Origin of the sequence: Undibacterium sp. Ji49W (assembly GCF_049340205.1) — a bacterium.
Lineage (GTDB): Bacteria > Pseudomonadota > Gammaproteobacteria > Burkholderiales > Burkholderiaceae_D > Undibacterium.
On record NZ_JBMPOW010000005.1, the window covers coordinates 1 to 19,683 of the forward strand.

The window sequence follows — 19,683 nt, forward strand, 5'->3', positions numbered from 1 at the left end:
TGGCCAGTGTCGCTGCGTCAACAACTTTGCTCAGCCATACTTTGGCTGTGGCGTTGGCATCTACACCTGCGTAGGCGGTGATTTCTTTGGTGGTGTCAACAGCTGTGGTGAAGGATGTTGCAGCAGTGACTTTGGAGTCAACGGCTGTTTTGTCTGCACCAGTGGCGCCAGCGAGGATGGACAGGGCGGCTGCGCCAACTGTCACTGCGCCGTTGGCGATCTGGCCTGCCCAGTAGGTCAGACCTGCTGGATCGGCTTCGTGGCCGAACAGGTTTTTGTAGATGGTGTTGACGGTTTGCGCTGTGGTCAGGTTGGCATACGTGTCTGCGTATTCTTTCTGAACGGAGAAGCTTTGCGCGATGTCTTTGAGGGACAGGTTGGAGGCTGTCCAGTATGCCAGGCCCAATGGGTCCGCTGGACGGTTGAAATAAGCGATGTAAAGCTTTTGGATGTCTGCAGCAGAATTGGCCATTTAAGTTTCCTAACTTGTTGATTTGAAAGTATGCATTACTAAAGATTCACGCAATTACCCAGATTTTAGCGAAGCGAGGTTAGCACACACTTTTTAACAAAGATGTGACTTCAATCACAAAATTGAATTAATTTCAAGAAATTATCTAATCGGCGGCCCAAGTTGATGTTTCACAAGTATTTTTGGGCTAATCAAAATGGTCTGATCTATCTATTAAGGGTATTAAGATGGGAAATTTATCAAATTAACACCAGCCTCCTGCCTCACTGTGTCGCCGGGTCGGCTTACACTACGCTTGTGCTGACTACGGAGTAAGGTCACCAATATGAACTGAATCATCAAATCGACATATCCCGCAGCATCCTCGACGCTTCCCGGTTGGCTAGCAAAACACTGCCATCGCGCATGTGCAGGCGTAGTTGCGATTGTTCGTCGGCTTTCATGGATTCGACAAAATCCAGGTTTACCAGCAGCGAACGGTGTATGCGTATGAAACGTGCCGGATCGAGCCGGGTTTCCAGTTCTGAAATACCCAGCCTGACCAGATGGGTCTTGTCACCGACAATGATGGCGGTGTATTTGGCGTCGGCTTTCAGGTAGGCGATATCGTTGACATTCACCGGGAAGATATGGCCACGGTCACGCACCAGTATTCTTTCCAGGCGCCCCACATCACGACCGGCGGCCAGGTTCAGTGCATGTTCCATCGCTTGCAGGGACGGCGGAGCCTCCAGCAGGCGATCTACCGCTGCTTCAAAACGCTCTTGCGAAAACGGCTTGAGCAGATAATCGACGGCATGCAGTTCAAAGGCGGTCACCGCATACTGGTCATACGCCGTAGTAAAAATAATCTCCGGCAAATGGCTCAGGCGGCGCAAGACTTCCAGCCCTGTCATTTCCGGCATCTGTATATCCATGAACACCACGTCGGGCTTCAGCAAATTGATTTGCGTCAGCGCGCTAACACCATCGGCGGCTTCACCGATGAGGCTGAGTTCCGGGCGGTTGCAGATGGCATCGCGCAAGACTTCTCTTGCCAGTGGTTCATCTTCTGCAATAAAGACGGTTTTTTGTTTCATGGTGCCGTTTAAGGTATGGGAGTAGATAGTGAAGCTCAAATCGAAGTCAGCGGCACGGTCAGGCATATTTCAAAGCCTTGCCCCGGTGCCGTCTGTATCTTGAAGCTGGCGCGCTTGCCATATTCAAGCTGCAGGCGTCTTTCCACGGTTTTGACACCGATGCCGCTGGATACCTGTACCTGCGCCATGTCAGCCCCCGGGCCATCGTCCCTGATGGTGATATCGACTTCGCTTTGCAAGGCCCTGAGCTTGGTACGTATCAGCAAATTGCCGGGCTGGCTACGCGGATTAAAGGCGTGCTTGATGCTGTTTTCCACCAGGGGTTGTATGCTCAGGGCTGGCACGCCATAGCCGGCAGCGGCTTCATCCAGCGACCAGCTCACATGCAGTCTTGGCCCCAGGCGCAGGGCTTCCAGATTCAGGTAATCGCGCACGAAATTCAATTCTTCTTCCAGCGTGACATGGGTAATGCCGGTTTTTTCTGTATCCAGCACATAGCGCAGCATATCGGAAAAGCGGAACAACGCCGCCTCTGCCGCTTTGCCATCCTTGCGCATCAGGGCGATGATGGAATGCAGGGTGTTGAACAGGAAATGCGGATTAAGCTTGTTGCGCAGGCTGGCCAGTTCCACCTGTACCAGCAGGCTCTGCGCCTGGCTGGCCGCCAGCACCTGCAAGCGCCTGCCTTCGCTGGAGCGCACAGTATGAAAAATACTGGCGACCACTCCATACATCATCAAACTATACAGGAAGGGCCAGATGGCCACGCTTAAGGGCCGGTCGGCTGACAGGTAGTCAATGTGCACAATGGTACGCATGAAAAAAGTCACCAGCAGATGCCAGAAAACCCCAAACACCAGCGACAGCAAGACATGGATGGTGGCAATGGTGAGAGGCCGGTATCTCTTGCGTTCTATCAGGCCGGTCAGAGGCCAGATAAATGCCAGCAACACTGCTGCTGGCACCGTACTGATTTCTGACATCAGCGCCACTTTGAAATCGAACTGGGCCTTCGATAACCCATCTATCTGTACAACGAAACCGATGAGTATGGAATAGGCAAGCCAGGCCAACGTATAAAAAAGCCACATGCGACGCATCCACTATCCTTTCCCTGTGAGTGATGCAATGCCTGAAGTATCCGGTAATTCAGGCATGCCGGGGGTGGATATGTCACCAAATGAGGAAACAGGAACCCGGATTGTCAAAATAATGACCATCTGTCACTTGCTTACCTGATTTACCTGGTCGCATGGTGCCGTCGTGCATCAATCCTTTTCGGCTTCCCAGTATTCCATGATGGCTGACTTGTTATAGCCTTCACCGGTCAGACGCACGCTGACACGGTTGCCGTCGGGATAGACAATCACGTCATGTGGATTGCGTTCGCCTATGAGCAGATAACGGCAGGGGGCGTCGGTATGGTTGTACAGGCTGTGCCCGGCCTTTTGCCCGGCGGGAAACACCACATAACTGCCTGCCGTCATGATATAGGTCTGCTCGCCCAGGCGCAGGGTAAGGCTGCCTTCCAGCAGCATCATTTGCTCTTCTTCCAGATGATGATAATGGTTGGGGCAGGCTTGTTTGCCGGGTGGCAGTTCTTCCATGCAGACCCCTATGTGTTTACTACCACCATATTCACCCAGTTGCTGGTAACGGGAACCGAAACTTTGGCCGTGTTCATAGCCATCCCAGGGTACGTCCTTGATCTCAAAAGGCTTGGTGATGCCCTCTTCAGTTAATGCAACAGCTTTGCTGGCTTCAGTCATGGCGGGCTTTCAATTGTGGATAAATGTCATGGTGACAAGCATGATTTTTGCACATCTTTAGCATCCACGCTGCTTTCCACTCTGTCTATGCCAGCCAGGCTACATCAGGTCCCATCTATCTTGCCCATTTCCTGCAAGACTTCATGGGCTGAACGGAATGCATCTATCGCCAGCGGCATGCCGCAATACACGCTGGCATGCAGGAGGACTTCCTGGATTTCCTGCATGCTGGCGCCGTTGTTGACAGCCCCACGCACGTGACCACGGATTTCATGTGAGCGCCCCATGGCGGTCAGCATGGACAAGGTGATCAGGCTGCGGGTTTTCAAATCAAGGCCGGGCCGGCACCAGGTGGTACCCCAGGCATTGCGGGTCACAAATTCCTGTAGCGGTGCAGTGAAGGCATCGGTATTGCTGAAGGCTTTTTCGACAAAAGCCTCACCCATGACTTGCTTGCGTATCTGCAAGCCTGCTTCAAATTGCTGATCCATATTCCGGCTCCCATATTTGTGAAAAAACATGCTAGCCAGATAATAGCCCAGGGTCAATGCAGGCCAGGGGCAAATAAACTGAGCTTTCGCCAGATAACCGGAATGTTGTTTTTTGTATGAAAACAGCTTGCAGCCTGGCATATCTTTCGAGCAACAAGTCTGATAGCAGACCAGGATGCAGACTACAATAAGTAACTTTACAGGTTACATTCATTTACAGAAATAAGCTGCTTATTTACGACGGGCAAGCTTGTTTTGAAGAGTGATGCGCTTATGATGGAAGTGAAAAACGCTGTAGTAATAAGCGCCGTTCAAGAGCACTGCCATACATGCTACTGATGCTATTGATTTTACCAAGGCTTTTTATTAAGGCTTACTTGAGGCTGCTTTCATGATTTCTGCACGCTCGCTACCATACCACCGCAACGCATATGCACCGGCATGGCTGGCCACATCTTTCACTGTCGCACTGGTGATCGCCCTCGGATGCTGGCATCTGTCAGCGCGTGCGCTGGATGCAGGCAAACCCGCGCCGGAATTTTCGGTACAGGGTGGCAGCGGCCCCAGCCCCAGCCCTGGCCCCGCCCATATACAACTGGCGGATTACAAGGGCAAGTTGCTGTACCTGGATTTTTGGGCATCATGGTGCGGGCCGTGCAAGCAATCCTTTCCCTGGATGAATGCACTGCAATCGAAGTTCGGCGCACAAGGTTTGCAGGTGCTGGCGATCAACCTGGACAGCAAGGCGGAAGACGCCGCCGTATTTTTGAAGTCCGTTCCGGCCAGTTTCCAGATCGGCTATGACCCTAAGGGTGTCACGCCGCGCCAGTATGACGTCAAGGGCATGCCCAGCAGTGTGCTAATAGACAGGGATGGCAAAGTCTTGTCGCTGCATGCGGGTTTCAATGAAGGCAGCAAGGCAAAAATCGAACAAGCCATCGTGGCTGCTCTGGGAGGAAAATAATGAAGCACATCAATCTGCGGACATCTGCCCGCTGGCTTAGCCTGATGCTGCTGGCATCTGTCTGTTCCGCCTGTAGCGTGGTGAATGTGATACAGCCAGTGCAGGCCTGGGAAAAAGGCAAGCTGGCAAAAAAGGAAATGACGTTTGATGGCGACCCGCTGGAAAACAAATATGCAGAACATACTTATTCCAGCAAAGAATCCGCGTTTGGCGGTGCTGGTGTAGGTGGTGGTGGCTGTGGATGCAATTGAAATTGAAATTGAAAAACAGCTTGGAATGAATAAGGACCGCAGAATGAAATCAGCCAGCACTCGTCCGTTACGCAATAACGAGCAACTTGGTTCAGCCTTGCTGGCCGCAGCCCTGGCTTTGCCTTTAGCTGGCGTGGCGCATGCCGAATCGGCACCAGACAAAGGCTCAATCAGCCTGAAAGTGCTGGATTACCAGGATAGCCAGCCCGGCGAAGACCGCGTCAAGGTCAGGGCCAATGCCTTGAAGATCGTGACGCCGATAGGTGATGAATGGTCGGTCGGCGGCAGCTTTATCACCGACAGCATATCCGGTGCATCGCCCGCGTTTCACAGCTACGCGCTGAGCAAGCTCAGGGATTTCCGGCGCGCCATGGATGCCGAGGTGACACGTTATCTGCCGCATCACACGGTGACCCTGGGTGCCAGTTATTCCACAGAATCCGACTATATCTCGCGCGGCGTGTCAGTGCAGGGTAGCCAGTTCAGCGAAGACAAAAATACTACCTGGACTGCAGGCATGGGCTTTGCCAACGATACCGTGAGCGCCTCTACCGGCAGGGTCAAAGGCGAAAACAAGCAGGTGTTTGATGCCCTGTTGGGTGTGACCCAGGTGCTGACGACGAATGATATCGTGCAATTGAATGCCAGCCTGGCACGCGGCCGAGGTTACCTATCTGACCCGTACAAGGCACTGGACAAGCGCCCGGATGAACGCAACAGCTATACCGTGCTGGCACGCTGGAACCATCATTTTGACGCTACGGGCGGCAGCAGCCGTGTGAGCTACCGCTATTTTGCAGATTCGTGGAAGATACGCGCGCATACCTTCACTGCCGAATATACGCAGCCATTTGCAGACGGCTGGAGCATTACGCCGATACTGCGCCTGTACACACAAAGCGCGGCCAGTTTTTATGTTGATGCTGATCCTTCCATCTATCCGTTTGCCCCCAGTCCAGCGGCTGGTGCCTTGAATTATTCCGAGGATCAACGCGTGTCTGCCTATGGTGCGCACACTGTCGGCATCAAGCTGGCGAAACAGATAGGGGAAGACTGGCAGGCCGATATCAAGCTGGAAGAATATGAACAAAGGGCATCATGGAGATTGTTCGGCAGTGGCAGCCCGGGTTTGTTGCCTTTCCGTGCACGCAGCATACAGCTGGGAATTTCGAAGCAGTTTTAACGATCCGTTTTGAGAGCCGGTTTAAAAATAAGCGTGCCTGGTTTGCCTTCCAAAACCCGGCACTGATGTGAGCAATTATGCAGATTTACCGTATTCCTTTTCAAGCCATGGCCTGTGCCTGCGAAGTTGTCATCGCGGCAGAGGAAGAACAGGCCATGTTTACCATCGCACAGGAGGCGATTGCAGAAGTCAAAAGGATAGAGAGCAAATATTCACGTTACCGGGCTGACAGCATCGTATCAAGAATCAATGCACAGGCTGGTAGCGAGGCCGTGCTGTGTGATGCAGAAACCAGTTCACTGCTCGATTATGCGCAGGCCCTGCATGCTGCCAGTGATGGCCTGTTTGATATTACCGCCGGTATCTTGCGGCGTGCCTGGAATTTCAAACTTGCCCAGGTACCGGCAGCAGCCGATCTGGCTGCGCTGTGCGCGCTGGTAGGCTGGCACAAAGTGGAACGTAGTGCAGACAGCCTGCGGCTGCCAGCGGCTGGCATGGAAATCGATTTCGGCGGTTTTGGCAAGGAATATGCTGCCGATCGCGCCGCTGCGCTATTGCTGGAACGGGGTGCTACCCACGGTTATGTGAATCTGGGGGGAGATATACGCGTACTTGGCCCCAAGCCGGATGGGCAAGCCTGGACCATGGGCATACAAGATCCCCGGCAACAGGAAAAAATCGTTGCCAGTATCCCGGTACCGGAAGGCGCACTGGCCACCAGTGGCGATTATGAAAGATATATTGAAGTGGCTGGTCAGCGTTATTGCCATATCCTCAATCCGCACACCGGTATGCCGGTGCAGTACTGGCGCAGTATCAGCGTGCGTGCGCCGCTGGCTTCACTGGCGGGTAGTTGCACCACCATCGCCATGCTGAAAGAAGAGCAGGGCCTGGCTTACCTGAAAGCGGCGGGCGTGGCTTACCTGGCGATAGACCAGCAGGGCGAAATGCATATGCATGCGCCACCGCGAGTAATGGAAGCAGTACCTACCTAGTATCGCACTGGCAGGGCAATAAATTAAGTGATTTACCTGGAGAACACATCATGGCAACTATACCCGGCACCGACGGCAATGATAACTGGACCGTCGTCAACCCCTCGACATTCACACTGGATGGCAAAGGTGGCACTGATACCCTGAGCCTGGGCACGTCGCTGCGCTCCAGCTATCTGATTACCAAAGCAGCGGACGGTTCGGTGCATGTCGACAGTATCTCCAGCGCCAGCGGTGCCTTGCATGCCACCCTGATCAATATGGAGATACTGGTATTCAACAATGGCCAGGACGTGCTCAATCTGCTCACTTATTTCAGCGATACGACGCCTCCCTCCGTGATCAGTTTCAGCCCGGCGACACTGGCGACCAGTGTTGCCACCGGCAGTGACATTGTGCTGACTTTCAGCGAAGCCGTTACCGCCGGTACCGGCGTCATCAATTTGCAGAGTGCTGATGGCACCACCGTTGCCAGCTACGACATCAGCAAAAGCAGCAATGTCACCATATCCGGCAGCAAGGTCACGATTAACCCTACCAATGATCTGAGCAACGGCACCACGTATAAACTGTCGATACCATCCGGGGCCATCAAGGATATCGCAGGCAATAATTTTGTCGGTACCAGCAGTTATTCCTTCACCACAGTTGCGAAAACTACCGTAGGTGGCATCGTTGGCACCACCGGCAATGACAATCTGACCGGCACCAGCGGCAATGATGTATTTACGGGCCTGGCCGGTAATGACACCATCAATGGCGGCGCTGGCCTGGATACCGCCGTGTATGCCGGCAAACGCGCCGACTTTACGATTACGGCATCGGGTTCAAATTTTACCGTGCAAGACAAGACCGGGGCCGAAGGTACGGATACCGTCATTCAGGTTGAGCGCCTGCAATTTGCCGATATGTCAGTGGCACTGGATATCAGTGGCAATGCTGGTATTGCCTATCGCATCTATCAGGCTGCATTCAACCGCACACCGGATCTGGCCGGCCTGGGTTACTGGATAGGACAGATGGACAAGGGTCAAACCCTGGCCGATGTCGCCAAGAGCTTTGTCGCCTCCGCCGAATTTCACGCGCTGTATGGCAACAACCCGACCGATCAGCAGGTTATCACCGCCTATTATCAAAACGTCTTGCACAGGACACCCGACCAGGCCGGCATGGATTACTGGCTGGGACAACTGGCAAGCGGTAAAGATACCCAGGCAACTGCACTGGCTGGTTTTAGTGAAGGCACAGAAAATCAGGCGCAGGTAATAGCCAAAATCCAGAATGGTATTGATTTCATACCGTTTGGCTAAATACACTAAATGCAAGATACACATGCGGATGATGCCAGCATGTGTATAAGCCGGGATTTATTAACAGGCTTAATAAAAATTTGATCAAAGATGGTCTGATCAGCGCTTAACCAGTGCTTAATCAGCGTTTGATCAGCGTTTGTATATCGCCTTCATATCTTCCTCAAAATACGCCAGCAGGTTATTGCGCTTGAGTTTCAGGGTAGGCGTGATCAGGGTGTTTTCGACTGTCCATGGTTCCAGCGTCAGAATCGCAGCACGTGGCTGTGCATAGTAAGGGAAATTGCTGGTCAAGCCATGTATGCGTTTGACCACGGCAGCCACGGCTTCTGGCGATTTCAGGCTGGCCTTGTCACCCGGATTCAGGCCCAGCGAACGTGCCAGCTCCAGCCAGTAGACCCGGCTTAACACCACTGCACAGGCGATGAAGGGTGAATTTTCACCGAAGGCATAGGCCTGTTCAAATACTGCATCATTGGTAATCGCCAGTTCCAGATCAACCGGGGCAATTTTTTCACCGGTCGAAGTGACGATGATTTCTTTCACCCGCCCCAGAATACGTACACGCCCCGCCACGATAGAAGCCTGGTCGCCGGTGCGCAGCCAGCCGTCGATAAAGGTCTTGGTGGTATCTTCTTCGCGCTTCCAGTAACCACGCATGACGTTCGGGCCACGTACCTGCAATTCTGCATTGTCACCGATGCGGACTTCAACCCCGTCCACGGCACGGCCTACGGTAGCCGGGTCATTGTCATCGGGTGCATTGAAGGCGACCACGGGTGCTGTTTCGGTCATGCCATAACCCTGGACGATGGGAATACCCAGGCCAAGGAAGCATTGGGAAATCGCCTGTGACAGCGCAGCGCCACCACTGACGGCAACACGCAGGCGGCCACCAAACTGGTTTTTCAATTTGCTGGCGATCAGCGGTTCCAATACCAGCCAGCGCAGGCTGTCCATGAACGCTGTCAGGCCATCTCCCTTCAGCAAACCCTGGCTGCGACTGAAACGACGCCAGCCGGTAGCGATAGCCATATTGAACAGGCTTGCCTGAAACGCTGATGCAGACAGCCTGGTCTGGATCACACCATACACACGCTCATAAATACGCGGCACAGAAATCAAAATGGTGGGCCGTACCTCCAGCAAGTCTTGCGGCAATTGCTTGACCGAGCGCGAAAACGCGACGCAGGCACCAGCCGCAATTGGCAGGTAATAACCGGCGGTACGCTCGAAGGTATGCGACAGCGGCAGAAAGGACAGGAATACATCCGTGATTACCGGCGATACGCGCGACACCACCGCCTTCACATTCGACATCACATTGGTATGCGTGAGCATGACACCCTTGGGTTTGCCGGTAGTACCCGAGGTATACACCAGCGCCGCCAGATCATCTGCCTGCGGTCCTTTTGGGTTCACCTGCAAATGCGCTGCGCCGGATAGCCATTCGTCGATATGCATTACCGGGCAACTGGCTGGCAATGCCGCAGCATCCAGTGTTTTTTGCAAGACCACCACCTGGCGCAGCGCTGGCAGATCAAGGCCGGCAGCAGCAATTTCTTTCCATTGCTGATCGGTCGCCGCAATTAAGAACGAGGCATCGCTGTCACACAGGATGTAGGCAATACTAGCCGGATTATCCAGTGCATGCATGGGCACCGGTACAAAGCCACAAGCCTGGGTAGCCTGGTCCATGCACACGGCATGCAAGCCATTCGGCAGCAGGATGGCAATACGCGAGCCATGTTCCAGAGCCAGTGGCGACAGTGCTTTGATGAATCCGGCGACGCGCTCTTGCGTCTGTTGCCAGGAGTAGGATATCCACTGTCCGGCCGCATCATCGAACTGACGGTAGGCTTCGGCCTCTGGTGTTTGTGCCACCCGCCAGGCAAATAATTCTGCCAGGGTTTGCACTGTGGATAAGTCAGGAGGTGTTGCTGTTTGCGCTGAGGTAGACATGAAATGCTGGAAAAATGAGATCAATAGCCGTTCACCGGACTTTAACCTTGCCTTATGGGAAGAAAAGTCAGGGAATTTTTGGATTTACCAGAAAATACCGGCTGAAAGCATCATTATGCAACAAATTAGATCAAGGCTTATTGCGTGACGACAAATTGACTACATCATGCGCCGGCTATGAATTTCAAAAATACAGCGATGGTAATCACTGCTGACCAAAACAAGACCCGAACTGCCTGTTCACGCGCCAGGCTGAACGCTGGCTTGCGCGCCGTATTGGCATGACTTTCCATTTCATCTACGCCAGCAAAAGCAGAACATCCACAGGCATGACATTGCCGTAGCTGTTTGTCGTTTTCAGCCGCGCAGGCATGGCAAACCCAATCGTAGGCGATGGCTTGGTGTTTGTTTTTCATTGCAGTATTTTTATTAACAATTTCTTCCATACTACTACTGACCCTTAGGGTGCAACATGTGCACCATGTGCACCGTCTGTTTTAAATGTGCACAGGCCTGCTGAATAGATTAATCATCTATCGCTATAAACCTTAACATCGCCACCGAAGCATCATCCGCCTTCTTCACCGCCATGCCACCAGACTTGCCAACTTCATGTTCACGCAATTCCTGCATCATGGTTTGCAGCCCGCGTGTTGCACAGGCTTGCATCAAACCTGCTGTGTCATACAGGTGGTAGCTATCAACAAGCCGATAAAAACCATCGGTCATGATCAGCACGCGGTCAGACTGTTTCAGCTTGATCTGATGTTCTCTTGCTGCAAAGCGGCCTTGTGGATAAAGGCAAAGTATCGATGGCTGCGGGTTCATGTTTTGCGACACGCGGCGTTCTCTCAACATGGGCAAGAGCCGGGCCCAGCGCGCCTGCTCATCCAAACCTTCGTGCCGTAATGTGTCTATCGCAGATTTGAGTATGCCTTCTTGCGGATTATCGTAAGGATCCAGATCAATGACGCGGGCATTCGCTTCCAGCAAGAAGCTTTTGCAATCGCCCAGAGCATAGATGCTGGCCTCCTCGCCATTGGCATGAACGCGCAACCAGGTGAGCGCTGCAATGGGCCAGGCATAACAAGGCATGGCAACAGCTTCGAGCAAAGCATTATATTGTTCACGCAAGACTTGCAGGGCGAGCTGCATGCTGTCGGCCTGGTTGAGTAGCGGCGTGGCGACTTGTTTCAACGCGGCAGCAAATTGCTGGACAAACCAGGCTGGATCACCGAGAACGGCATCCAGGTAATGGCGGTCCGACACCGAACTGGCACCGTCAAATACCAGCAGTTCCAGCGTGCCATCCGAATGGCGGAAGCTGGTCACGAGGTCTTCGTTTATATTCGTACTGGCGGCGGTGGATAGAGAATCGATGTGCATGGGTGCCGGTGCTTAATGATGATGCGTGATGATGCGTGGAGGGTGATTGCAGAATATAGCATTGGCATATTGCAGGAAAATTTCTATTTTCCAAAAACGGTGCGCGGGGCACACCCTACGAGTCGGCGGATAGCTCGAATGCCCATTATAATCAATCCCTTGTCTGCACTATTTCAACTCAGGAGCTTCGCCATGTTTGGCACGCAAGATCTTACCCAATTCATTATCGCCGGAATATTACTGAATATCGCCCCTGGTCCTGATTCTTTATTGATCATGACGCGCAGCGCGACGCAGGGGTGGCGTGCCGGGTCGGCAGCGGCGCTGGGCATAGGTGCGGGTACGCTGGTGCATATCATGGCAGCGGCGCTGGGTTTGTCGGCCCTGCTGGCAACGTCTGCCACGGCGTTTACCATCGTCAAGCTGGCGGGTGCTGCTTATCTTTTATATGTGGGTGTGTCGCTATTGCTGAGCAAGGCAAAAGCAAACAGCAGTAAAGAAACCGCACCCGTCTTGCCTGCGCTGAGCCATGGGAAAATTTTTGCCCAGGGCTTTTTGACGAATGTGCTGAACCCCAAGGTGGCGATCTTCTTCCTCGCCTTTGTGCCGCAGTTTATCGCCGCAGATGCCAGCAACAAACCACTGGCGCTGATTGTCCTCGGTTGCATTTTCAATTTCAACGGCATGCTGTGGTGCCATTTGCTGGCAGTGTCAACCGCATTTGCCAGGCAGCGGGTACGCATCAGCCAAGCTGTCACGCTGTGGCTGAACCGTTTTATCGGTGTGATGTTTATTTCTTTTGGGATCAAGCTGGCGCTGGCCAACCGGCACTAAAGCGGCTTGGCTAATTTTGACCAAGCCAGCCCGGCTGCGTTGCCACATGCAATACTCTTGGCAAATCCGGGCATTTATCCACAAGCTGCAAAAAAAACAAGGCACTGACTTAAGGTCAGTGCCAGATTATTGCCAAGCCTGTCTTTAAAACAGCGATAACGCGTTTTTACTTGATTGGCAGGCAGCTGGTATTTTTAACTTCTTCCATTACTGCATAGGTATGCGTTTCACGCACGCCATTCAATTGCAGCAGGGATTTGCCGAGGAAATCACGGTAGGCATTCATGTCCTTGACGCGCGCCTTGACGAGATAATCAAAACCGCCAGCCACCATATGGCATTCAAGCACTTCGGGGATGGCTTGAACGCCTCGCCGGAAAGCATCGAAGACATCAGGCGTGGTGCGGTCAAGCACTACCTCAATAAACACCAGCAGGGCCACATCCAGAAGATGGGGATTGAGCTGGGCTGTATATCCTAGTATGTAGCCGGACTCTTGCAACTTACGCACGCGCTCCAGGCAGGCAGCAGGGGACAGATTGACCCTTGTTGCCAGTTCTACATTACTGATACGGCCGTCGTTTTGCAATTCGGCCAGAATTCTTTTACTGATTTTGTCGAGCATAAGAAGTCAGAAATCGTCGATGGGGTGATTAATAAAATTCGGCATAATTTTCTCACAAAATAGAAAATTTCGATATATGTTCTGATTTCCAGAATTAATCCTCGAAGAGCATCTATACAATGAAATCTAATTTGTTTTGATAATTTCTCTAGGATTGCAACTATCGTGCCAACCAACAACCTCCCATTTTCTGCCTTGCAGGCTGAACTCCTGAGCCCTGCTACGCCCTTGAGAACTGCCATTACACAAGCATACCGCCGATCAGAACCGGATGCCGTGCAATGGTTGCTGGGACAGATTGATCCGCATGAAGAACAGCAAAAGACTGTTGCGGAACTGGCACACCGGCTGGTCACGAATGTTCGTCAGCAACGTACCCGTGCTTCTGGCGTTGATGCCCTGATGCATGAATTTTCCTTGTCGTCCGAAGAAGGGGTGGCATTGATGTGCCTGGCCGAGGCGCTGTTGCGCATCCCCGATCACCAGACGGCTGACCGCCTGATTGCCGACAAGATCAGCAAGGGCGACTGGCGCAAGCATCTGGGTGAATCACCATCGCTGTTTGTGAATGCTGCCACCTGGGGCTTGCTGGTGACTGGCAAACTGGTCAGCACGAATAGCGAGCACGGTCTGGGTTCTGCCCTGACACGCCTGATTGCCAAAGGGGGCGAACCCTTGATACGCAAGGGTGTGGATCTGGCCATGCGGATGCTGGGCAACCAGTTTGTCACTGGCCAGACCATAGAAGAAGCCCTGAAAAACAGCCAGGACAATGAAAAACGCGGCTACCGCTATTCTTATGACATGCTGGGTGAAGCCGCGCTGACAGCCAAAGATGCGGCTTTTTATTACCAGGCGTATGAAACTGCCATTCATGCCATAGGCAAGGCATCCAACGGGCGAGGCATTAAAAACGGCCCTGGTATTTCCGTCAAACTGTCGGCCCTGCACCCGCGTTATTCACGCGCCCAGCGTGAGCGCACGATGACGGAATTGCTGCCGCTGCTGAAGAAACTGCTGCTGCTGGCCAAGCAATACAATATCGGCCTGAACATCGATGCCGAAGAAACCGACCGGCTGGAACTGTCGCTGGACCTGATGGAAGCGCTGGCCTTTGATGCTGATCTCAAGGGCTTTGAAGGCATAGGTTTCGTCGTGCAAGGCTACCAGAAACGCTGCCCGTTTGTGATCGATTACCTGGTGGATCTGGCGCGCCGCAGTGGCAGCAAGTTCATGGTAAGGCTGGTCAAGGGTGCGTACTGGGATGCTGAAATCAAGCGTTCACAGGTGGATGGCATGAGCGGCTTCCCGGTCTACACGCGCAAGGTCTATACCGATCTGTCTTACCTGGCCTGTGCACAAAGACTGCTGGCGGCCACTGATGTGATTTATCCACAGTTTGCCACCCACAACGCATTGAGCTTATCCACCATTTATACCTGGGCACAAAAAGCCGGCATCACGGACTATGAATTCCAGTGCCTGCATGGCATGGGAGAAACTTTATATGACCAGGTGGTAGGCAAAGACAAGCTGGACAAGCCTTGCCGTATTTATGCACCAGTTGGGTCACATCAGACTTTGCTGGCTTATTTGGTGCGCCGTTTGCTGGAAAATGGTGCAAATTCATCCTTCGTGAATCAGATCGTGGATGAGAATGTGTCCATCGCATCTATGCTGGCAGACCCTATTGCTGTCTCGCGTGAACTGGGTGGTTTGGCGCATCCTGGCATCGCCTTGCCCAGGGATTTGTTTGGCAAGGAAAGAAAAAATTCTGCCGGACTGGATTTTTCCAATGAACTGGAACTGCAACACATCAGCGACCGCTTTGCTGACAGCAGCCAGCAAACATTGACTGCCGGCCCCATCCTGCATGGCCAGGTATCGGCCAGCCAGACCCGGCCTGTGAATAACCCGGCCAACCAGCTCGATCTGGTCGGCCATGTTATCGAAGCCGATGCCCAGGATGTGGAAACCGCCCTGCATGCGGCCGAAGAATATGCGATGGACTGGCAAACCACGCCACCGGTAGAACGTGCTGCCATATTGAAAAAAGCGGCCGACCTGCTGGAAACGCAAACCCTGGATTTCATGGCCCTGGCCATACGCGAAGCCGGCAAATCCTTGCCGAATGCCCTGGCAGAAGTACGTGAGGCAGTCGATTTCCTGCGTTATTACGCCGCCCAGGTAGAAGGCCTGCCAAATACCCAGGCACTGGGCCCGGTGGTCTGTATCAGTCCATGGAATTTCCCGCTGGCGATTTTCATTGGTGAAGTCAGTGCAGCACTGGCGGCTGGCAATGTGGTACTGGCCAAACCGGCAGAACAGACACCGCTGATCGCTTATCGCGCCATCCAACTGCTGCATGAAGCTGGCGTGCCGCGGGGTGCAGTGCAATTCTTGCCGGGTACGGGCGAAGTGGTCGGCGCACAACTGGTGGCGGACCGTCGCGTCAAGGGTGTGATTTTCACCGGTTCTACCGAAGTGGCGCAGATCATCAATCGCACCCTGGCCAAACGTGCGGTGACGGAAGGCATAGACATTCCCCTGATCGCTGAAACCGGTGGCCAGAATGCCATGATCGTTGATAGCAGCGCCTTGCCTGAACAGGTAGTCAATGATGTGCTGTCATCCGCCTTTGACAGCGCCGGCCAGCGTTGTTCTGCCCTGCGCATACTGTGCTTGCAGGAAGATATTGCCGACAAGACCATAGAAATGCTGCACGGTGCCATGCAGGAATTGCGCATAGGTCAGCCAGACCGCCTGGCCATCGATATCGGCCCTGTGATTGATGCTGAAGCACAAAACAATCTGCTCAGCCACATTAACACCATGCGCGGCAAGGCCAAGTCCTTCTACACGCTGGATTTGTCCAGCAGCTGCCGCAGCGGCACGTTTGTGGCACCAACGGTATTGGAAATTGCCAACCTGGCTGATTTGAAAAAAGAAGTATTCGGCCCGGTACTGCATGTCCTGCGTTATCGGCGTGATGACTTGCCGCAATTGATAGACCAGATCAATGGCACCGGTTTTGGCCTGACCCTGGGCATTCATTCACGCATAGATGAAACCATCAACTTCATCACTGATCGCGCCCATGTCGGCAATATCTATGTGAACCGGAACATCGTCGGTGCCGTGGTCGGCGTCCAGCCCTTTGGTGGTGAAGGCAAATCCGGCACCGGCCCCAAAGCCGGCGGCCCGCTGTACCTGAAACGCCTGCAACGCACGCCTGTAGTTGGCCTGGGTGGCCATACCGTGTATGAACGCCAGTCACCACCGGCTCTGGAAGCCTTGCTGGTGTGGGCCAAAACCCATGGCCACCAGCGCATAGCCGAACTGGGCGAACATTATGCCCACACCAGTCCTTACAAACTGACCCAGGTCCTGCCTGGCCCTACGGGGGAACGCAATACCTTGTCTTTCGCCCCGCGTGGCCGCGTTTTCTGCGCTGCCAACAGCATCAATTGCCTGATCAACCAGTTGGCAGCGACACTGGCCACCGGCAATACCCCGGTATTACCAGCACAAACCCTGGCCATGCTGCCAGGCGGCCTGCCGGTAGAAGTCAGCAAGCTTATCGTCGCTGCCGAAGCCGAACAGTGCGGTGCCCAACTGGCCCTGGTAGAAGGTGCCTTGCTAGCCCACTACAAGTTGCTGTTTGCAGCTCAGGATGAAGCCATCGTGTCTGTGCTTGAAACCCAGGACCATGTAGAAATTCCGCTATGGCGTCTGGTCGCTGAACGTGCGCTGTGCGTGAATACCACGGCAGCAGGCGGGAATGCGAGTTTGATGACTTTGGAGGGATGAATCAGCTTGTAATTTAGCTTGTAATTTAGCTTGTAATTTAGCTTGTAATTTAGCTTGTAATTTAGCTTGTAATTTAGTCAGGCGTATTACGCTGATTACACTGAAACAAAGGCCTCGCATTTTTGCGAGGCCTTTGTTTTTTAAACTGCCGTCAATTGCTTGTCTCAGGTATCCATTCTCAGGTATCCATTCTCAGGTATCCATTCTCAGGTATCCATTCTCAGGTATCCATTCTCAGGTATCCATCTATGCAGCAAACGCTGTCATTGCGGCACTTCCACTACTTGCAGCATCAGCGATGAGCGTACGAATCCGGCTGGCGTCTGCACTGGTGCTTGGGTTATACACAACCATACCCAAATCGGGACGACCATCGACAGCAAACCCTGAATATTCCAGCTCTATAAGTCCTATGCTTGCATGGTTCAGGCGCTTGGTCCCTTCTCCATAGACGCGAACATCCTTGTCTTTCCATAGGGCTTCAAACTCCGGGCTGAGTTTGATCAATTCTTCTACCAGAAGCTGAACCTCGGCGCTTGCTCCTGCGCGCGTTACATCAGCCCTGAAAGTGCTGACCACAAAGCGGGCGACGCCTTCCCAGTCTGTCTGTGCACGACGAACACGGGCATTGCAAAAGATGAGACGCAGGATATTTCTCTCTTCGGGCGGCAAGCTGCCGTAATCAGTCAGCACCGCTGCTGCGGCCCGGTTCCACGCCACAACATCCCAGGTCGCAGTCCTGATAAAAGCCGGACTGACTTCCAGCGCATCGAGCAAGCGCTGCAATCGCGGTGTTACCCCTTCGGTGGGCCTGTATTTCACGTCAGGCGGGTGGCCACGGCCAAGCATGAAAAGATGTTCCCGCTCCTGTTCCGTCAGCATCAGTCCGGCAGCGATACGATTGAGTACATCGACCGATGGCGCTCCTCCCCGACCTTGCTCCAGCCAGGTATACCAGGTCGGACTAATGTTTGAGAGTTGTGCAACTTCCTCCCGTCGCAAGCCTGGAGTGCGGCGCCGGATTGTTGAAAAGCCGAAGGTGGTGGGGTCAAGACGACTTCTGCGGTCTTTCAGGTAAGACCCAAGTGCGTTCTCCGTGTTTGTCGTCATGTCTGTCCAGTTGGTTTTTATACCCCTATAAGATCACTACTTTAACATAATAGATTGCTGTTGCATGATAGAAGCCTGACAACCAAGGAGAACTACAGTGCGTATCTTTCTGACAGGCGCAACCGGATTTATCGGTTCAAAAATTATCCCTGAACTCATCAACGCAGGACATCAGGTTCTTGGTCTGACCCGTTCCGATGCTGGCGCGCTGGCACTTGCAGAAGCAGGGGCAGCAGTACATCGTGGCGATATTGAAGACCTGGACAGCCTGCGTGCCGGGGCTGCCAAATGTGATGGCGTGATTCACACGGCTTTCGACCACAACTTCCAGCACTTTGTCGCCAATTGCGATAAGGATCATCGTGTCATCATGGCCTTGGGCGAAGTGTTGGACGGGTCTGAACGTCCACTGGTGATAACCTCGGTAACACCGGTAGGTATGGCAATCCCTGGTCAGGCTGCCATAGAGGATTATTTCAATCCCGCACATCCAAATCCGCGTAAGGCATCGGAGCTGGCAGCGTGGGAATTACTCCAGCGTGGAATTAATGTTTCAGCAGTACGCCTGTCTCAAATACATGATGCGGACAAGCAAGGCCTGGTGACCAGCATGATTGCACTGGCACGCGAAAAAGGGGTGTCGGCTTACGTAGGCGAAGGACTGAATTGCTGGTCTGCCGCGCATGTTTCTGACACCAGCCGGCTTTACAGACTCGCTCTCGAAAAAGCACAAGCTGGTGTGCGATATCATGCAACGGCAGAAGAAGCTATCAAGTACAAAGACATTGCAGAAACCATAGGCGAACGCCTTGCCATTCCTGTGCTGAGTCTGTCTAAAGAAGAAGCTCCCGGACATTTCGGATGGCTGTCAATGTTTGCCGACAAGGACATGTCTGCTACGAGTACAAAAACACGTGAGCTATTGCAATGGTATCCGGCTGGCCAGGGTTTACTTGAAAGCATCAGGCAAATTAGCCTGTGACGGTAAAACGAGTAATTTGATCTGGTCGTTGAATCAAGCAGTACAAATCGCGCATGTCATCGGATGAAATTTCTCGCGAGGTTCAATAGCTGACATGTCGACTTGCGCATTTGTATTGATCTGCAACCACCGGGAAGCCGGTGCGTTGTTCAGATTATTCACACAGTTTGGGAAGGTGGAATCACCTAAGCAAAAACTAATTGCACGAGCGAGCTTTTTTACCTGAGATATATTCATGGTTGATTTAGAACTTTGGAAAGAATTCGAGACCTTTTTTTACCCGCCCAAATCCATCTCATGCGATATTTGAATTTCCCTGATTTTCTTCGCAACCTCTAAATTCTTGACCAAAAATTTATGTACCCGCCCAGTCTTATAAACGAATAAGCTCAAATTCAGATCTTGAATATATTTTGTAAGTTGTGTCACCGTCATCGCCCTGAGTTCGTTCTTGCTGGGG

At 52.9% G+C, this 19,683-nt stretch carries 18 protein-coding genes; 8 read left to right on the top strand and 10 right to left on the bottom strand.

The genetic code is table 11. From position 1 onward, the window contains the following. The 5 genes from ACO0LK_RS07240 to ACO0LK_RS07260 form a co-directional block, all read right to left on the bottom strand. Window positions 1-472 (bottom strand): DUF4214 domain-containing protein (locus ACO0LK_RS07240; RefSeq protein WP_422973611.1); only part of this gene is annotated, 472 nt, incomplete at its 3' end. A gap of 338 nt (window positions 473-810) precedes the next feature. Further along, on the bottom strand, window positions 811-1,551 hold the full coding sequence (locus ACO0LK_RS07245) for a LytR/AlgR family response regulator transcription factor (RefSeq protein ID WP_186945745.1): 741 nt from the start codon (window positions 1,549-1,551) through the stop codon (window positions 811-813). Between the two features lie 35 nt (window positions 1,552-1,586). Continuing rightward, on the bottom strand, window positions 1,587-2,642 hold the full coding sequence (locus tag ACO0LK_RS07250) for a sensor histidine kinase (RefSeq protein WP_422973614.1): 1,056 nt from the start codon (window positions 2,640-2,642) through the stop codon (window positions 1,587-1,589). Window positions 2,643-2,819: 177 nt separating this feature from the next. Further along, the gene (locus ACO0LK_RS07255) at window positions 2,820-3,320 is read right to left on the bottom strand and encodes a cupin domain-containing protein (protein ID WP_422973616.1); all 501 of its coding nucleotides are present in this window, start codon (window positions 3,318-3,320) and stop codon (window positions 2,820-2,822) included. Window positions 3,321-3,424: 104 nt separating this feature from the next. Then, window positions 3,425-3,811 carry a carboxymuconolactone decarboxylase family protein gene (locus tag ACO0LK_RS07260; protein ID WP_422973618.1) on the bottom strand — a complete coding sequence of 129 codons (387 nt, stop codon included), beginning with the start codon at window positions 3,809-3,811 and terminating at the stop codon, window positions 3,425-3,427. Between the two features lie 391 nt (window positions 3,812-4,202). On the opposite strand from ACO0LK_RS07260, the gene ACO0LK_RS07265 reads away from it, so the two are divergent. The 5 genes from ACO0LK_RS07265 to ACO0LK_RS07285 all read left to right on the top strand — a co-directional run bounded on the left by ACO0LK_RS07265 (window position 4,203) and on the right by ACO0LK_RS07285 (window position 8,514). After that, complete coding sequence (locus tag ACO0LK_RS07265) at window positions 4,203-4,775, top strand: TlpA family protein disulfide reductase (protein ID WP_422973620.1); 573 nt, start codon at window positions 4,203-4,205, stop codon at window positions 4,773-4,775. Next, the gene (locus ACO0LK_RS07270) at window positions 4,775-5,026 is read left to right on the top strand and encodes a DUF4266 domain-containing protein (RefSeq protein ID WP_422973622.1); all 252 of its coding nucleotides are present in this window, start codon (window positions 4,775-4,777) and stop codon (window positions 5,024-5,026) included. Before ACO0LK_RS07265 ends, ACO0LK_RS07270 begins: the two co-directional genes overlap by 1 nt. Window positions 5,027-5,069: 43 nt before the next feature. Further along, window positions 5,070-6,209, top strand: coding sequence for a DUF3570 domain-containing protein (locus ACO0LK_RS07275; RefSeq protein ID WP_422973624.1), 1,140 nt, complete (start codon window positions 5,070-5,072; stop codon window positions 6,207-6,209). Window positions 6,210-6,286: 77 nt separating this feature from the next. After that, complete coding sequence (locus tag ACO0LK_RS07280; protein WP_422973626.1) at window positions 6,287-7,204, top strand: FAD:protein FMN transferase; 918 nt, start codon at window positions 6,287-6,289, stop codon at window positions 7,202-7,204. Between the two features lie 50 nt (window positions 7,205-7,254). Then, window positions 7,255-8,514, top strand: a complete 1,260-nt coding sequence (locus tag ACO0LK_RS07285; RefSeq protein WP_422973628.1) for a DUF4214 domain-containing protein — start codon at window positions 7,255-7,257, stop codon at window positions 8,512-8,514. 132 nt (window positions 8,515-8,646) lie between these two features. On the opposite strand, the gene ACO0LK_RS07290 is transcribed toward ACO0LK_RS07285, so the two are convergent. The 3 genes from ACO0LK_RS07290 to ACO0LK_RS07300 all read right to left on the bottom strand — a co-directional run bounded on the left by ACO0LK_RS07290 (window position 8,647) and on the right by ACO0LK_RS07300 (window position 11,862). Continuing rightward, window positions 8,647-10,476, bottom strand: coding sequence for an AMP-dependent synthetase/ligase (locus ACO0LK_RS07290; RefSeq protein WP_422973630.1), 1,830 nt, complete (start codon window positions 10,474-10,476; stop codon window positions 8,647-8,649). Between the two features lie 164 nt (window positions 10,477-10,640). Then, window positions 10,641-10,892 carry a hypothetical protein gene (locus ACO0LK_RS07295; RefSeq protein WP_422973632.1) on the bottom strand — a complete coding sequence of 84 codons (252 nt, stop codon included), beginning with the start codon at window positions 10,890-10,892 and terminating at the stop codon, window positions 10,641-10,643. 109 nt (window positions 10,893-11,001) lie between these two features. Further along, window positions 11,002-11,862, bottom strand: a complete 861-nt coding sequence (locus ACO0LK_RS07300) for a hypothetical protein (RefSeq protein ID WP_422973634.1) — start codon at window positions 11,860-11,862, stop codon at window positions 11,002-11,004. A 192-nt stretch (window positions 11,863-12,054) separates the two neighbouring features. Between ACO0LK_RS07300 and ACO0LK_RS07305 the strand changes: the two genes are divergently transcribed. Then, window positions 12,055-12,696 (top strand): LysE family translocator, encoded by a 642-nt coding sequence (locus ACO0LK_RS07305; RefSeq protein WP_422973636.1) that lies wholly within the window; start codon window positions 12,055-12,057, stop codon window positions 12,694-12,696. Between the two features lie 166 nt (window positions 12,697-12,862). Here ACO0LK_RS07305 and ACO0LK_RS07310 read toward each other — a convergent pair whose 3' ends face one another. Then, a complete protein-coding gene (locus ACO0LK_RS07310; protein WP_110254407.1) occupies window positions 12,863-13,321 on the bottom strand; it encodes an Lrp/AsnC ligand binding domain-containing protein in 459 nt (152 codons plus the stop codon). A 165-nt stretch (window positions 13,322-13,486) separates the two neighbouring features. Here ACO0LK_RS07310 and putA point away from each other — a divergent pair, with 165 nt between their 5' ends. Then, entirely contained in the window at window positions 13,487-17,131 is a 3,645-nt protein-coding gene (putA, locus tag ACO0LK_RS07315; RefSeq protein ID WP_422973639.1) for a trifunctional transcriptional regulator/proline dehydrogenase/L-glutamate gamma-semialdehyde dehydrogenase, read from the top strand. 246 nt (window positions 17,132-17,377) lie between these two features. Here the strand turns inward: putA and ACO0LK_RS07320 are convergent, their stop codons facing one another. Continuing rightward, a complete protein-coding gene (locus tag ACO0LK_RS07320) occupies window positions 17,378-18,241 on the bottom strand; it encodes a helix-turn-helix transcriptional regulator (RefSeq protein ID WP_422973641.1) in 864 nt (287 codons plus the stop codon). Window positions 18,242-18,338: 97 nt separating this feature from the next. On the opposite strand from ACO0LK_RS07320, the gene ACO0LK_RS07325 reads away from it, so the two are divergent. Next, window positions 18,339-19,223, top strand: coding sequence for an SDR family oxidoreductase (locus ACO0LK_RS07325; protein ID WP_422973643.1), 885 nt, complete (start codon window positions 18,339-18,341; stop codon window positions 19,221-19,223). Window positions 19,224-19,683 lie beyond the last annotated feature (460 nt).